Annotated in this window: 14 protein-coding genes; 7 read left to right on the top strand and 7 right to left on the bottom strand. The window is 63.9% G+C overall.

What is annotated here, in order from left to right:
- Positions 1 to 14: 14 nt before the first annotated feature.
- Both X757_RS150010 and X757_RS150015 read right to left on the bottom strand, forming a co-directional pair.
- The gene (locus X757_RS150010; RefSeq protein WP_023726418.1) at positions 15 to 1,472 is read right to left on the bottom strand and encodes an FGGY-family carbohydrate kinase; all 1,458 of its coding nucleotides are present in this window, start codon (positions 1,470 to 1,472) and stop codon (positions 15 to 17) included.
- Positions 1,472 to 2,149 (bottom strand): 4-hydroxythreonine-4-phosphate dehydrogenase, encoded by a 678-nt coding sequence (locus X757_RS150015; protein WP_023726417.1) that lies wholly within the window; start codon positions 2,147 to 2,149, stop codon positions 1,472 to 1,474. Before X757_RS150015 ends, X757_RS150010 begins: the two co-directional genes overlap by 1 nt.
- Positions 2,150 to 2,386: 237 nt before the next feature.
- On the opposite strand from X757_RS150015, the gene X757_RS150020 reads away from it, so the two are divergent.
- From X757_RS150020 to X757_RS1000000167965, 5 genes are all read left to right on the top strand, one after another.
- On the top strand, positions 2,387 to 3,700 hold the full coding sequence (locus X757_RS150020) for a sugar ABC transporter substrate-binding protein (protein WP_023672935.1): 1,314 nt from the start codon (positions 2,387 to 2,389) through the stop codon (positions 3,698 to 3,700).
- 67 nt (positions 3,701 to 3,767) lie between these two features.
- Positions 3,768 to 4,697: a carbohydrate ABC transporter permease gene (locus tag X757_RS150025; protein ID WP_155922446.1), complete on the top strand. Its 930-nt coding sequence runs from the start codon at positions 3,768 to 3,770 to the stop codon at positions 4,695 to 4,697.
- A 10-nt stretch (positions 4,698 to 4,707) separates the two neighbouring features.
- A complete protein-coding gene (locus X757_RS150030) occupies positions 4,708 to 5,541 on the top strand; it encodes a carbohydrate ABC transporter permease (protein ID WP_023726415.1) in 834 nt (277 codons plus the stop codon).
- A 12-nt stretch (positions 5,542 to 5,553) separates the two neighbouring features.
- A complete protein-coding gene (locus X757_RS150035; RefSeq protein ID WP_023726414.1) occupies positions 5,554 to 6,609 on the top strand; it encodes an ABC transporter ATP-binding protein in 1,056 nt (351 codons plus the stop codon).
- Positions 6,606 to 6,770 carry a hypothetical protein gene (locus X757_RS1000000167965; protein WP_023726413.1) on the top strand — a complete coding sequence of 55 codons (165 nt, stop codon included), beginning with the start codon at positions 6,606 to 6,608 and terminating at the stop codon, positions 6,768 to 6,770. The genes X757_RS150035 and X757_RS1000000167965 overlap by 4 nt, the downstream gene beginning before the upstream one ends.
- A 22-nt stretch (positions 6,771 to 6,792) precedes the next feature.
- Here the strand turns inward: X757_RS1000000167965 and ggt are convergent, their stop codons facing one another.
- From ggt to X757_RS150060, 5 genes are read right to left on the bottom strand one after another with little or no spacing between them, the layout of a single operon-like run.
- Complete coding sequence (ggt, locus tag X757_RS150040; RefSeq protein WP_023726412.1) at positions 6,793 to 8,379, bottom strand: gamma-glutamyltransferase; 1,587 nt, start codon at positions 8,377 to 8,379, stop codon at positions 6,793 to 6,795.
- 41 nt (positions 8,380 to 8,420) lie between these two features.
- Entirely contained in the window at positions 8,421 to 9,722 is a 1,302-nt protein-coding gene (locus X757_RS150045) for an FAD-binding oxidoreductase (RefSeq protein ID WP_031251324.1), read from the bottom strand.
- A 2-nt stretch (positions 9,723 to 9,724) separates the two neighbouring features.
- On the bottom strand, positions 9,725 to 11,107 hold the full coding sequence (locus X757_RS150050; protein ID WP_023698836.1) for a glutamine synthetase family protein: 1,383 nt from the start codon (positions 11,105 to 11,107) through the stop codon (positions 9,725 to 9,727).
- 6 nt (positions 11,108 to 11,113) lie between these two features.
- Complete coding sequence (locus X757_RS150055) at positions 11,114 to 12,397, bottom strand: glycosyltransferase (RefSeq protein WP_023726410.1); 1,284 nt, start codon at positions 12,395 to 12,397, stop codon at positions 11,114 to 11,116.
- A 10-nt stretch (positions 12,398 to 12,407) separates the two neighbouring features.
- A complete protein-coding gene (locus X757_RS150060; RefSeq protein ID WP_023698838.1) occupies positions 12,408 to 13,346 on the bottom strand; it encodes a GntR family transcriptional regulator in 939 nt (312 codons plus the stop codon).
- A 235-nt stretch (positions 13,347 to 13,581) separates the two neighbouring features.
- Between X757_RS150060 and X757_RS150065 the strand changes: the two genes are divergently transcribed.
- Both X757_RS150065 and X757_RS150070 read left to right on the top strand, forming a co-directional pair.
- Entirely contained in the window at positions 13,582 to 14,646 is a 1,065-nt protein-coding gene (locus tag X757_RS150065; protein WP_023698839.1) for a spermidine/putrescine ABC transporter substrate-binding protein, read from the top strand.
- Between the two features lie 94 nt (positions 14,647 to 14,740).
- On the top strand, positions 14,741 to 15,583 hold the full coding sequence (locus X757_RS150070) for an ABC transporter permease (RefSeq protein WP_023726409.1): 843 nt from the start codon (positions 14,741 to 14,743) through the stop codon (positions 15,581 to 15,583).
- Positions 15,584 to 15,611 lie beyond the last annotated feature (28 nt).

Raw genomic sequence — 15,611 nt, 5'->3', positions numbered from 1 at the left:
AGGATGCAGTCCGGTCAATCAGCATGAAGCGGGGTCAGGGCATCGAACAAGGTGCGATACCGGCGGTAACTTCTGTCGTAGGCGGCCTTGGCGGAAGGATCAGGGTCGATCGTCTCGATGTGGCCGGCCAGCCTTTCAGCCGCCTGCTGCACTGAGGAGGTAAGGCCGATGGCTGCGGCGGCAAGGATTGCCGCACCGATCGGCGAGGCATCGGCCGCACCCGCGATCTCGACCGGCCTGTCGCTGACATCGGCACGGATTTGCGCCCATACCCGGCTGCGCGCGCCACCGCCTGAGAGCCGGATGCGATCCGTCGCGATATCGAGATCGTCCAGCCGGTCGACCACGTCGCGCATGGCAAAGGCACAGCCCTCCAGCACGGCACGGGCACAAGCGGCTTTGCCGTGGAAGGATGTCAGGCCGTAGAAAGCGGCACGCGCTTCGGCGATCCAGCGCGGCGCCATGGCACCGGACAACGCGGGCAAGAACAGCAAATCGTCGCTGCCGGCAACCACCGTCGCCGCCAGTTCCGACATCGCCGCCGGCGAATCGACGCCGAAGGTTGTTAGAAACCACGTCACCGCGCCGCCCGAGAGCCATCCGGGATTGGAGATGAAATAGCCGTCGCCGAGAAAGCCATGGGTCTCGACCAGGCCGCCGGGGTCGAGGCGAAGCGTGCCGGACACCGCGCCGACCACTTCGGCCGTGCCGAGATTGCAGGCGACGACACCGGGCACGACGACCCCGGCGCCTATGGCGGCCGAAAAATCATCGCCGGTGCCAACCGCCAGCGGCGTGCGCACGGGCAGGCCGGTGAGCTCGGCGCCGGCGTGCGTCAAGGCGCCGGCGATCTCAGATGCATCGTCGATGCCGGGCAATTTATCTGCATCGATGTCGAAGGCCGCCAGCAGATCGCCGGCATAGTTGTGCTCCTTCAGCCCATAGAGCATGGTCGTCGAGGCCAGCGCGTGATCGATGACGGCACGACCGCACAACGCTGCGACCACGAATGATACCGGTTGATGCCAGAGCGCCACTCGGCGCGCTTCGGGCAGGTTGCGCGCGGCCCAGCGGATTTTCGCCGCCATATGCGTGGCGTCCAGAACGAGACCGGTGCGCTCGCGGATGAAGTCCGGATCGATGGCGGCGATCTCTGCCGCCGCGCGCCGATCCATCCAGATGATGCACGGCGTCAGGGCCTGGCCGCTGCTGTCGACCGCAACACAGCCGTCGAGTTGGCCGGCAATGGCAATGCCCTTGATGTCGGACGGCGCAAGCCCAGCCTTGTCGAGCGCGCCGGCAATGGCCGGCTTGAGCGCCGCCAGCCACAGCGCCGGATTCTGTTCGGCCCAGCCGGGCGCCGGGAAGGCCGGCTGGTACAACACAGCGGCCTCGCCACGCAGCCGCAATTCGTCATCGACAACGATCGCCTTCAGGCTTTGTGTGCCGAGATCGATGCCGATGACTGGCATTAGACACGCTCGCAATCCGCGAGAACATCCCGCAGTTGCGAGAGGATAGAACCTTTCGTCGGCGAATAGGAACCGTCGAACACCGCTGTGCCAATGGTAAAAGCGTTGGCGCCGGCCAGCTTGATCGCCTTGATCCGATCGGCTGATGCCACGGCGCCGGCGACGATCAGATGCCGCGACGGACCAAGCCCGCGCCGGGCTGCGCGCACCAGTTCGGCCGGGTCGGCCTCGGTGGCGCGATAGGCGAGGATGTCGCATCCCGCACAACCCTTCTCGGCGAAGGCGCGGCAGTCGGCCTCGACATCCTCGGCCGAACCGCCGAGCTTGGTCGGATGGCCGACCGGCCGACCCGGAAAAGGGTAGTATTCGGTGCCGCTCCCCTCCAGCAACGCCATGATCTCGTCGACCTGGGTTCCACCGAGCAGGCGCCGGACGCCGAGATCCCTGGCGATGCGCGCGGAATTAAGGCAGGCCTCAGCCGTCGTCGAGACAACTTCCATGTAAGTGGTGGCGCCTGTCCGGCCAATGGCGACAGCGAGCTTGCGCAGCACATCCGGCGCGACGCCAATATCCTTGAAGCCGACATGCTTCAGGCCGACCGGCTCAATCAAATCGACCAGGTCGAGACAGTCCTCGACCGTGCGATCGTTGCGCGTCAGCATGAAGATGAAGTCCATCCGAAAGGTCCCTCGCCTGGTCGGGAAAGCCGGTTTGCTGCCGGTCTGTTAACACCTTCCAACCATTTGTTGCAAGGTGCCACATTTTGATTTGCAGTACCACACATTTTATGACAAAACGGGCGCCGGCCCGCCAGGCACGACTTCTAGGGAGAGGGAAGAATGCTCAAGCCGCTGAGACGTACCGCGTCCAGACTGCTCGTCGCAGTCGTATTTGTGTGGCCCCTGACGTGGCAAGTGACACAAGCGGACGCGTGGGATCTGAAAGAGGCGTCGAAACCCTATAGCGGCCAGACCATCCGCATGGTCGGCGAGGCGCTGCCGCCGCTCGAAGCGCTGAAGAAGATGGCGCCGGAGTTTGAAAAACAGACCGGCATCCATGTCGAAGTCGAGATGTACGAGCACTCGGAAGCCGTCAACAAGGTGCAGCTCGATCTCAACTCGCACCGCGGCCGCTACGACGTCATCATCCAGCCGCATCGCGAACTCGGCAAGTTCGCCACCAACAACCATCTGGTCGAAATCGCCAAGATGATGGCCGACCCGGCTTTGCGCGATCCGAGCTTCGAGCCGGAGAAGCAGCTCTACCAGACCGCCTGGCACGAAATCTCCTGGTATGACGGCAAGGAGTACGGCTTCCCCTTCACAGTGCTCAACATGTTCATGTGGTATCGCTCGGACCTGCTCGCCGATCCCAAGGAGCAGGCAGGCTTCAAGGCCAAGTATGGCTACGGCCTCGCTCCCGCCAAGGACTGGAAGCAATACCGCGATATCGCCGAATGGTTCTATCGCCCCGACCAGGGTTTTTACGGCACCGCCCTGCAGGGCAAGCGCCATGAGGCACTGTGGTATGAGTGGCTCAATTTCCTTTATTCCTTCGGCGGCGACGTGCTCGACGTGAAGAGCGGCTCGGCCTGCGGCCCGGTCATCGTCAACAGCCCCAAGGCCGTCGCCTCGCTCGAATATTACAAGAGCCTGCTGCAATTCTCGCCGCCGGACAGCCTCAACTATTTCTGGGATGATGTCATGGCGCTGATGCAGCAAGCCAAGGTCGCCGAGCTGATCATGTGGAACGACGCAACCTATGCCGTATCGGTCGACACCACGGCCTCCACCGTGGTCGGCAAGGTTGGCTTCGATCTCGTGCCGCAAGGCGACGGCGGCAAGATCGGCCAGGTCGAGGGCTGGACCTATCTGATCCCGGTCTATTCGAAGAACCAGCAGGCCGCCTTCCTCTTCGTCCAGTGGATGATGGGCTATGACCGCCAGCTCGAGCAGCATCTCAATGGCGGCGCCTCGGGCCGGCCCGATGTCTATGCCTCGGCGGAGGTGCAGAAACTGCCCTACGCCAAGGCGTCGATGGAGGCCAACGAGCATGCGGTGCCGAAGGCGACGCTGCCGCAATCGGCCGAGATGACCGACATACTGGTGCGCGAACTGTCATCCTACCTCGCCGGCGAAAAGGAGGCGCAGGCCGCCCTCGACACCGCCGCCACCGACATCTCGACACTGCTCGGTTCTTGCGCACCCATGACCTATCCGGCACGATAGGCCTTGAGATGTCGCGCAGAGGCTACCCGCACAAGCGGGTAGCCGTTCTTGTCCGCAGGAAACGCCCGTGACGAACCGCACTCCATCGCCGCGCGGAATGCCGCTTCTCGACCGTGGGGTGGGGCCGCTCTTGATGCTGCCGGCGACGCTGCTCGTCGTCGTCTTCCTGGTCGGCCCGTTCTACTACATGGTCTACACCGCGCTGACCGACCTCAGCTTCGCCGACGCCAGCCATGCCGGCGCCTTCGTCGGTTTCGACAATTTCCGCAAGCTGATGCGCAACGACCCATTCTTCTGGGCATCGTTCCTGCTGACGCTGAAATTCGTCATCATCGCCGTCGGCCTGGAATTCCTGCTCGGCTTTGCGCTGGCCTTCCTGATCTTCCGCTTCGTCGCCAGCCAGCGGCTTCTCACAACACTGCTGCTCATCCCGATGATGATCGCGCCGGTCGCCGTCGGGCTGATCTGGCGGCTGCTGTTGCAGGGCGATTTCGGCATGCTCACCTTCTACATGCGCAAGGTCGGCCTGCTGGCGCAGAATTCGGCGGTGCTTTCGGCACCCGACCTGGTGTTTCCGACCATCGTCGCCATCGATGTCTGGCAGTGGACGCCTTTCGTCACCCTGATCATGCTGGCCGGGATGATGAGCCTGCCGCGCGCGCCGTTCGAGGCGGCGATGATGGATGGCGCAAAACCGTTTCAGATCTTTCGCGATGTCATGCTGCCGCTGCTGCGGCCCGTCATCGCGCTGGTGCTATTGCTGCGCGGCATCGATGCCTTCAAGGAGTTCGACAAGGTTTTCCTGATGACCGGCGGCGGTCCGGGAACGCTGACCGAACTGGTGTCGATCTACGCCTACCGCGTCAACTTCCGCAACTGGGATCTCGGCTACGGCGCCGCGGTCGCCTTCATGATCTATCTCGTCGTGCTGATCCTGTGCTCGGTCTTCTACAAGGCCGTCTACTGGTCGAGCCGCAAGCAGGCGGCGGCGTTTTGAGGGCGCTGCGATGATCGATCAATCCACCAACCGCGCCTGGAGGAGCTTTGCCTGGGCCGTGCTGCTGGTCGCAGTGGTTGTTGCGCTGACGCCCTACGTCTGGATGGTGCTAGCCTCGTTCAAGAACCGCGTCGACCTGTTGTCCTCGGTGCCGAAATGGGCTTTTACGCCGACGTTCTCCAACTATCCGGCGGTCTTCATCGACAAGGAATACTGGCCGCTGGCGATCAATTCGGTGCTGATCTCGGTATCGTCGACAGTGTTGTGCATCGTCATCGGCGCGCCGGCCGCCTACGGCTTTGCCCGCTCGAATTTTCCCGGCAAGGAAGACCTGTTCTTCTTCTTCCTGACCACGCGCATGGCGCCGCCGATCTCGATCGCCGTGCCGCTGTTCCTGTTCTTCACCTCGCTGGGCCTGATCGACACCATCTACGCCGTTGTGATCGCCCACACCTCCTTCAACCTGTCGCTCGTCGTCTGGATGATGCGCGGCTTCTTCGCCGAAATCCCCAGGGAGATCGACGAGGCCGCGATGATGGACGGCCGCTCGCGGCTCGGCGCATTCTTCTTCGTCGTCGCGCCGCTGGCCGCACCCGGCATCGGCGCGACAGCAGTGCTCTGCTTCATCCTGTCGTGGAACGAGTTCCTCTATGCCTTCATCCTCGTCGCTTTTGACGGGCGGCCGCTGACCGTCGGCATACCGGGGCTGGTGACGCCGCATGGCACGCTATGGGGCCAAGTCGCGGCGGTCGCGATCGTGGCAACGCTGCCGATCGTGCTTTTCACTTTCCTTGTCCAGAAACAGCTCGTCCGCGGCCTCACCTTCGGCGCGGTCAAGGGTTGAAGGGATCCTTGCATGGCAATTGTTTTCGACGGCGTCACCAAGGCCTTCCCGGACGGGACGGTGGCGCTGCAGGCGCTCGACCTTGCTTTCGAGCCCGGCGAATTCCTGGTTCTGCTCGGGCCCTCTGGTTCCGGCAAGACGACGGCCTGCCGGCTGCTCGCCGGGCTGGAGCGGCCGACCGCCGGGCGCATCATGGTCGAAGGCCTGGATGTCACCGATCTGCCGCCGCGCCTGCGCGGCATGGGCATGGTGTTCCAGAATTACGCGCTCTACAGCCATAAGAGCGTCTACGAGAACATCGCCTATCCCTTGCGCATCCGAAGAATGCCGGCCGCCGAGCTTGACCGCTGCGTCCGCGCCATGGCCGAGCTGCTCGAAATCACCCGTTACCTCGACCGCCGCCCTTCGCAATTGTCGGGCGGCCAGGCGCAGCGCGTCGCTGTGGCCCGCGCCCTGGTCTGGCAGCCTAGCCTCTGTCTGATGGACGAGCCGCTGTCCAATCTCGACGCCTTGTTGCGGCTCCACATGCGCACCGAGCTGAAGCGGCTGCATCGCGAGCTGAAAAAGACCTTCGTCTTCGTCACCCACGACCAGGAAGAGGCGATGACGCTGGCGACCAGGGTCGCGGTGCTGCGCGAAGGCGCGCTGATCCAGTACGACGACCCGCGCGAGATCTACCGGCGCCCGGCCAATCGCTTCATCGCCGAATTCATCGGCCGTCCAGCGATGAACACGTTCGATGGTGACGTCCGCGCCGGCGTCTTCCACGCCAGCGGTTTCACTTGCCCGCTGCCGGGAAAGCCTGATGGTCCCATCGTGCTCGGCATTCGCCCCGAGCAGATCCAGCTTGTCGACGCGACTGCCGGCGATGCCATCCTGTTTGCCGTCGACGTCGTCGAACCGGTCGAGCCGGACGTGCTGATCTTCGCCAAGAGCGAGGCGAATGCGCTGATCGTCAGGACAGTGAATGTCGATCGCGCCTTCGATCCCGGCCAGCCGCTTTATCTACGCTTTCCGCCGGCGGCGCTGCACACGTTCGATGCGGTTTCGGGAGCGCGGCTGCCGTGAGCTCGCTACTCGCTTTGGTGCCGCTCGCCGCCGCGGCACTTGTCTGGCGGCTGTTCTACAGCTTCAACCGGTCGCGGCGCTGGTTCTCGATGGGGGAACTCATCTTCTGGGACGCCATTGCACTGGTAATCCTGCAGCTTGTCTGGCTGATCTGGTTCTGAATGCGCATTCCAGTAACGCAGATCAGTAGCCCAGCGCACAACCGTCCTTGCGAGGATCGGAGGCACCGGTGAGCGTGCCCTTTTCCCAATCGATCAGCACCAGCTGGCCGCCGCCATGCGGCTCCTCGGCGATCGAAACCTGATGACCGCGCTGACGCAGGCCGGCGATCGCCTCAGCCGGAATCCCGCGCTCGGCCAGCACGGCATTGTCCTTGTAGAACACCCGTGGCGCATCCAGTGCCTGCTGCGGGTCCATCCCGAAATCGATCATGTTGGTCAACAGATGGACATGGCCGAACGGCTGGTAGCCGCCGCCCATCACCCCGAACGGCATCACCACCTTACCCCCTCGCGTCGCCATGCCAGGCATGATGGTGTGCATCGGTCGCTTTCGCGGCGCGATACGATTTGGATGGCCTTCCGTGAGGCGAAAACTGCTGCCGCGATTCTGCAGCACGACGCCTGTCTTGGGACCGACGACGCCGCTGCCGAAGGAACCGAAGGTCGAGTTGATGAAGCTGACTGCATTGCGGTCGCGGTCGACCACGGAGATATAGACGGTGTCGCTGCGCGGCAGCTCAAGCCGCGGCAGATGCGTCATGGCGAGGGCCGGATCGATGGCGGCGCGCAGCCGCTCCGCATAAGCTGCCGACAGCAGTTGTTCGACGGGGACCTGGACGAAATCCTGGTCGCCGATGAAAGTATCGCGGTCCTGGTAGGCAAGCCGGCCGGCTTCGATCTCGAGATGCAGCCGCTGGGCACTGTTCGGCTCCAACGAACCAAGGCTGAAGCCCGAAAGCACATTCAGCATGATCAGCGCCGTCATGCCCTGATTGTTCGGTGGCATCTGATGGATATCGTAGCCGCGATAGGACGTATTCACCGACGTGACGTAGTCGCCTTGGGTCTCGGCGAAATCCTCCAATGCATGCAGCCCGCCCAGCGCGCGAAGACGTTCCACCAGATCGTCCGCGACTTCACCTTCATAAAACCCTGCACGGCCTCGGTTGGCGATGATGCGCAAGGTGTCCGCCAAGTGCGGCTGCCGATGCACATCGCCGGCTTGCGGCGCCCTTCCCTCGGGCAGGAATATGCGCGCGGCATGTTCATCGGCTGAGAGCAGGGCGACCTCGTCGGCCCAGTCGAAGGCGACGCGATCATGAACGACATAGCCTTGTTCGGCATAGCGAATGGCTGGCGCCAGCGCGGCGTCGATGCCCTTTTTTCCGTGGTCCTCGAGTAGCCGGCACCATGCATCGATGGCGCCTGGTATGGTGACGGCATGCGGTCCGGCCGCAGGCAGTTCGCAATGCCCCCGCTCCAGATACCATTCGGCGGTTGCCGCAGCGGGCGAACGCCCCGAGCCGTTGAAAGCGAGAACATCGCCCTCGCCTTTGGGACTGTAGAGCACAAAACAGTCGCCGGCGATGCCGGTCGATTGCGGCTCGACGACGCCTTGCACCGCCGCAGCGCACACAGCGGCATCCATGGCATTGCCGCCGGAGCGCAGCATGTCGATGGCGGCCAGCGTCGCCAGCGGATGCGATGTCGCCGCCATCGCTTCTGTCGCGCGAACTGGCGAGCGTCCGGGGGACTGAAAATCACGCATGCAATCGCCTCCAATGATTTCGCGCCCGCCGGCCGCAGCCTTCAATGCTTGATGCGGTCGCGCATGGCGTACCACAACATCCCCAGCACATAGAGCGGGCCCCGCAGCGCCGTACCGCCCGGGAACGGCATCGGCGTCAGCGTCGAGAACAGGTCCAGCCGCGAGGCGTCGCCCGTAATCGCTTCGGCCAAGAGCTTGCCCGACAGCGTTGACAGGATGACGCCCTTGCCGGAATAGCCATGCGCGAAATAGACCTCGCCATAGTGCCCGACATGCGGCAGCCGCGACGTGGTCACCGACACCAGACCGCCCCAGGCATGATCGATGCGGCAGCCCTTCAGTTGCGGGAAGGTGGCCTCCATGTGCGGCCGCACGAAGCCGGCGATGTCGGCCGGCGGCGATGGCGTGTAGCGCTCGCCGCCGCCGAACAGCAGCCGACCGTCCGCCGACATGCGGTAGTAGTTGACGACGAAGCGCGTGTCGGACACCGCGACATTGGCCGGGATGACATTGTGTTTGCCCTCCAGCGGTTCGGTGGCGACGATGTAGCTGCCGACCGGCATGATGCGGCTGTTGACGCGCGGCTCCAGCCCATGCAGCAACGCGTCGCCGGCCAGCACGACATGTTTGGCCCTCACCGACCCCTGCGCCGTCGAGACCCGGATCGAAGGCTCGCGCTTCAGCTTTACCGCGACGGAATTTTCATGGATGACGACACCGGCCGCCACGGCGGCACGGGCAAGGCCGAGCGTGTAGTTCAGCGGATGCATATGGCCGCCAAGCGGCTCATACATCGCGCCATGATAGGGCGTGTCCACCTTGCCGCGTGCCTGCGCCGCCGACAGGATCTCGACGTCGCGGAACTTCATCACGCTCTCGAGGCATTTGGCCTCGTCTTCGAGATCCCTGAGGTCGGAGCCATTAACGGCACCGACGAGATGGCCGGTCAGCCGCAGATCGCAATCGATGGCGTGGCGCTCGATGATGTCGAGCACCAGGCCCCGCGCCTCGAAGGCGAGGTCGAACAGCGCCTTCGCCCGCTCGGGGCCGTAAAGCTTGACCAACCCCTTGGCGCCTTTGCGCAGGCCAGGGATCATCTGGCCGCCATTGCGGCCCGACGCGCCCCAGCCGATCTTGCCGCCTTCGAGCAGCACCACCTTCAGGCCGCGCTCGGCGGCATGAAGGGCGGCCGACAGGCCGGTGCAGCCGCCGCCGACCACCACCAGATCGGCGCCGACATCTCCCACCAGCGCCGGATGGTCCGGCGCCGGATTGGCGGTGGCGACATAATAGGAATTGCCGATATCGAGGCTCGAATTGAAACCCGTTGAGCCGGAGGCCATGATCACACCTTCAGCAGCAAATGGTCGCGTTCCCAGCTCGTCACCACGCTCTGGAACAGGTCGAGTTCGACGCTCTTGACGCGCAGATAGGTCTGGAAAAAATCCTCGCCGAGCAATGCCCGCACCGGCTCGCAAGCAATGAAACGATCAAGCGCCTCCTCCATCGTTTTCGGCAGCGTGCTTTTGATCTTGTAGGCATTGCCCGAGGCCTCAGCCGAGCGCGCCAGCTTCTGCTCGACGCCGAGATAGCCGGCAAGCAGCGAACCGGCGATCGCCAGATAGGGATTGCAATCCGCTCCCGGCAAGCGGTTCTCTACCCGCCGGGCGGCGCGGCCACCTGCCGGCACGCGCAGGCCGCAAGAGCGGTTGTCATGCGACCATTCGATGTTGGCCGGTGCGCTGTGGTTCGGCCGGATGCGGCGGAACGAGTTCACGTTGGGTGCGAACAGCGGCATGATCTCGGGCACATATCTCTGCAGGCCGCCGATGAAATGGCCGAACATTTCGGTGTCTGCATCATCTCTGTCGGCAAACAGCGCGGCGCCTGTCGTTTCATCGACGACAGACATGTGCAGATGCATCGAGCTTCCCGCCTGCGCCGCGATCGGCTTGGCCATGAAGGTCGCGTGCATGCCGCTCTGTTGCGCCGCTTGGCGAGTCAGCCGCTTGAACAGCAGCACCTGGTCGGCGAGCGGCACCGCGTCGCCGTGCAATAGATTGATCTCCAGCTGCGCGGTGCCGGACTCATGGATCAGCGTGTCGAGCGGCAGGCCGGCGGCTGCGGCATAATCATAGACGCGCCTTATCACCGGCTCGAATTCTTCCAGCGCCACCATGTCATAGGGATGCTGCGAGCCCTCGGCGCGGCCATTGGCGCCAACCGGTGCCGTCAGCGGCTGGTCGGGATTCGGATTGGGCGCGGTCAGATAGAATTCGATTTCCGGCGCCACCACCGCGCGCCAACCGCGCTTCCGGTAGAGATCGAGCACGGCGCGCAGCACATGTCGTGGCGAGGCCATCCAGGGCTTGCCTTGCATGTGGAAGGCGTCGGCGAAGACATAGGCTTTGCCGACGCCACCGCCCGGCGCCAGGCACAGCGTCGACATATCAGGCACCATGCGCATATCCGGGTCTTGATAGGCAAAGCCTTCGTCGATGGAACCGGAGTAGCGGCCATCGATGCTGACCAGGAAAGCGCTGCTCGGCAGGTAGAGTGCGCGGTCTTCCAGCGCCTTGAGGAATTTCACCGTCGGCAGCGCCTTGCCGCGCAGCACGCCATTCATGTCGGGCACCAGGCACTCGACCTCCGTGATGCCGTGCTGGGCGAGCCAGGCCTTGGGATCGTTGCCGGTGAAGAGAGCGGTGTTGGTATTTTTGTCCTGCATTTTGGTTCACGTACCTATGAGAGAGAGTATGGCTTGCGCGGCCACATCCGTTCCAGGGGTCAGCGCCATCTTGGCAGCATTGTCCCTGAGGCGGGCGCGCATCGCATCGTCGGCCAGCAGGCCGAGAATGGCTCTCTCCAATCCCCCTTCCGTCCAGGCGTCGCGGCCGATATGGTCGCCGACACCTGTCTCTCCCGCGCGTTGCGCATTGTCGTGACCGTCCCAGCAATAGGGCATGATCAGCGACGGCACGCCGAAGCGCAGCGCCTCGCAAAAGCTGTTGTTGCCGCCATGGTGGATGAACAGGTCCGACTTCGCCACCACCGAAGGCTGCGGAAACCAGGCGTCGAGATAGACATTGTCCGGCACCGCGCGATAGGCGTCGCGCAGGCCGCCGGCATTGACGATGAAGCGCGCCGGCAGCCTGTCGAAGACGGCGAGCATGCGCTCGATCAGCCCGACATCCATCGCGCCGAGGCTGCCGAAGCTGACATAGACCAGCGGGCCGCCATTGCGCGGAAACACCGGCACCTCGAATGGCCCTTCCGAACGCACGCAGCCTTCGAGATAGACAAAGCGTTTGGGGTCGAGCGGCTCGGCCCGCTCACGCCGTACGATCGCTGGCGTCAGCAGCAGATTGAGGTCGGGTGATGTCTCGAGGAACAGGCCCTTGGGCAACGGCGCCAGGCCGGCATCCGCACGAAAACGGTTGAAGCGCTCATGCGCGGGTGCGGAGGCCGCGAGATAGCGCGCTTCGAACGCCGCACGTTGCGGGTCGTCGGCACCCATCCCCGAGAGATAGGGCGGCACCTCGGCATCCGGCAGTTCCGTCTCGGCACAGGAGACGACGCGCACCCACGGGCAGCCGGCGGCGGCGATCGCCGGGAACATGATGACGTTGTCGAGCACCACCGCGTCCGGCTTCAGCCGCGCCAGCAATTGGCGCAGCGGCGCCTCGGCGTTGACGGCGGTGTCGACGATCGCTTGCCAGGTCGGCGCGACATAGGTCTCGAGCTGGTCGATCGGGCTCAGCCGGAAATGCGGCAGGTGCCGGCGCACGAAGGCCTGCCAATAGCTCTGGCGGTCGCTGTCGCTCAGCGGCTCATCCGTCGGCAGATGGTATTCCTGGAAGCCATAGTCGGTAAAGACGCCGGAGAAGCCGGCATGGCAGATGAAGACGGGGCGAGCGCCCCGTGCGCGCAATGCCTGTGCGATACCGACGCAATTCAACGCGGCGCCGAAACTGGCTTCGGGAAACAGCGCGACGGTCGGGCTGGCTTTACGCGTCAATTATTCCTCTTCAATCCGGCCGGCTGATCATGCTGAACAGTGCGGGAGCTCCGCGGCTGGCTGCTTGCGGTCGCTGGCTGCGGGAGAGCCGCAGGTGGATGCGAAGCAGATCGGCAGCCACCTCATACTGCCGGCTTTCAAGATAGTCGAGTATGCCCGAGTGTTCGCGCAACGATTGCCGCAGCCGAAACACGTTGACGCCGGAATAGATGCCCGGCAGCCGGCGCAGGCGGAGATGATCGGCCAATGCATCCGACACAAAACGGTTGGCGCAGCCCTCGGCGATCATGCCATGAAAATCCATGTCCAGCCGCTGGAACTCGCGCGTGTCGAATGTCTCGTCCGGCAGCGCTGCAAGCGCTTCCATGCCTTGCCGCAACATTGCTGCCCGCGCCCCGTCCAGCCGAAAGCCTGGCGTCAGGATGGCCGCCGGCTCCAGCACCAGGCGGAACTCGTAGCTTTCGCCTTGCGCCTCCGGATCGTCCGGCGCGCGGCGAAACAACCAGGATTGCCCAGGCGCACGATCCAGAAGATTCTCGTCGGTCAGTTTGTTAAGTGCTTTTAGTACCGTCTTGCGATCAGCGTCGTAGCGTCGCATCAGCCCCGCGATGGTCACCGTCTGGTCCAACCGTCGCGCCGAGCGGTCGCGCAGGATGGCTTCGGCGAGCTCGTCTTCCTCCGCACTGGGTAGTTCGGCGGCAATGGCGGGCTGGGCGGCGAGGTCGACCGTCAGATGATAACCGCTGTCGGCCTCCCAGCGCACCACGCCCCGTTCCGCGAGCAGGCCGAGTGCGGCGCGTACGGGCGTGCGCGAGACATTGCACAGCGAGGCGATCTGCTGTTCGGGCAGGCGGGCGCCAGGCTCGAAGCCACGCTGCCGCGCCACATCCAGGATGCGCTGCGCCAGATCGAGATGGTTGGTGCGAGGTCGTCTGGCTACGGCTTGCATGACTTTTCTCGAATGCGAATGTGGCGCATTGGTCTGGCTGATCGCCGGAACAGGGACAATCGGCCAAATTCCTCCGTCGGTTGACAGATTATGGATTGACGTACTTTTTTCTGCAATAGTACTGTCGGCACAATCGGCGAGAAAAGACCGAGGGAACAGGATCGAGGCAGGCGCGCGCGTCGCCGGCCTTGGTCCGGCAAATGATTTCGACGATCAAACCGAATGGGAGACTGCCATGACCGCTACCAGCCTGCGGCGCCGTGCGCTCAATACATCCTCAATCGCTCTCGGTCTCGCCCTGACGCTCTCGGGGCCGGCCGCCGCAGCCGACCTCGTTATTTCGAACTGGGATGGGTACATGGCACCCGACGCCATGGCCGCTTTCAAGACCGCCACCGGCGTTGCCGGCGAAGTGGTGGTGCACGCCACCAATGAAGAGATCATGGGCAAGCTGATTGCCGCCGGCGGCAAGGGCTATGACGTGGTCTTCGTCTCCTCGCCCTTCGCCGAAGTATTAAACAAGCTTGGCCTGACCGAGCCGATCGACCATGCCAAGATCCCCAACCTCGCCAACCTCTATCCCGAAGCGACCAAGCTGCCGCACGATGCCGGCAACGCTTTCTCCGTGCCTTACACCTGGGGCACGACGGGCCTCTGCTACCGCTCTGACCTTGTCAAGACGGCGCCCACGAGCTGGAGCGACCTGCTCGCCCCTTCCGACGAGATGAAGGGCAAGACCACCATGCTGGCGACCGATCGCTGGCTGCTGGCCGCCGGGCAGCTCGACAAGGGCTATTCGGTCAACGAGACCGACCCGGCCAAGATGGCCGAGGTCAAGGACCTCCTGATCTCCGCCAAGAAGACCCTGCTCGCCTATGACGACACCACCTTCTATTCCAAGCTGGTTTCCGGCGAGGCGCTGATGGTGCAGGCCTGGGACGGCTGGTGCAATTACGGCATCGCCGACAAGCCGGAGATCAAATACGTCATCCCTAAAGAAGGTTCGGACCTGTGGGTCGACACGATGGTGGTGATGAAGGCGTCCGAGCACAAGGACGACGCCTTCAAGTTCATCAACTTCATGCTCGACGCCAAGAACCACGCCTGGGCGGCGCAGAACATCGACTACAAGGTGCCGAACAAGCCGGCGATGGAAAGCCTGCCGGCCGACTTCCTGGCCAAATTCCCCAACATGGCGATGCCGGTGGCCGATCTCGTCAAGTTCGAGCAGTTGCGTGACGTCGGCGAAGCCCAGCGCGACTATTCCAAGATCGTCAGCGAGATCAAGGCCGCGCAGTAAGCGGCGCAGACTTCACGGCCGGCAGCACTTCTGCCGCCGGCCCTGAGCGGTACCCGAGAAATTGTCCCAGACCCGACTTCGTTCCTCTCTGCTGATGGCCCCGGCGCTGGTCTGGCTGACCGCGCTGATGGTTATCCCATGCGCCCTGGTGCTGGCGCTCGCCTTCTTCCGGCGCGGCGTCTATGGCGGCATCGACTACACCTTCACGCTGGGGAATTTCGGGCTGGTCTTCGACCCGCTCTATGCCGGCATCTTCCTCAACTCAGCACGTATCGCGGGTACCGCGACGCTCATCGCAGTCGTGATCGGCTATGCCGCGGCCTATGCAATTGCCGCCGCACCGCGCCGGTGGCAGCCAATTTTCCTGTTCTTCGCCGTGCTGCCGTTCTGGTCCAACTATCTGATCCGCACCTATGCCTGGATCGTGCTGCTGAACCGCGAAGGGCTGATCACCCAGCTCTTGCGCTGGTTCGGCTACACCGGCGAACCGCCCTCGATGCTCTATACCGAAGGCTCGGTCATCGCAGGCCTCGTCTACAACTATCTGCCCTTCGTCATCCTCGCCTGCTACGCGCCGCTGTCGCGCCTCAACCCGGAACTGACCGAGGCATCGCGCGATCTCGGCGCCTCCGCTGCCACCACCTTCCGACGTGTCATCCTGCCGCTGACCGTGCCCGGCATCGCTGCGGGCGCCGTCTTCGTCTTCGTGCTGTCGATCGGCAATTTCGTCACCCCGGCACTGCTTGGCGGCGGCCGCTTCCAGATGATCGGCAACCTCGTCTACGACCAGTTCCTGACCGCCAATGACTGGCCGTTTGGCGCGGCATTGGCGATGGCGCTGATCGCCATCATGCTTCTGGTGCTGATGGCGCAGGCGCTCGCCGCCGACCGCGCCGCGGGGCGTGCGGCTGAGGCAAAGGGTGACGCCGATGGCTGAGCGCTGCGCAATTCTTGCCTTCTCCCCG

The organism is Mesorhizobium sp. LSHC412B00, from assembly GCF_000503035.1.
GTDB lineage: Bacteria > Pseudomonadota > Alphaproteobacteria > Rhizobiales > Rhizobiaceae > Mesorhizobium.
Note: the sequence above shows the minus strand (reverse complement) of the source record. Positions and strands in the feature narration are given on the sequence as shown.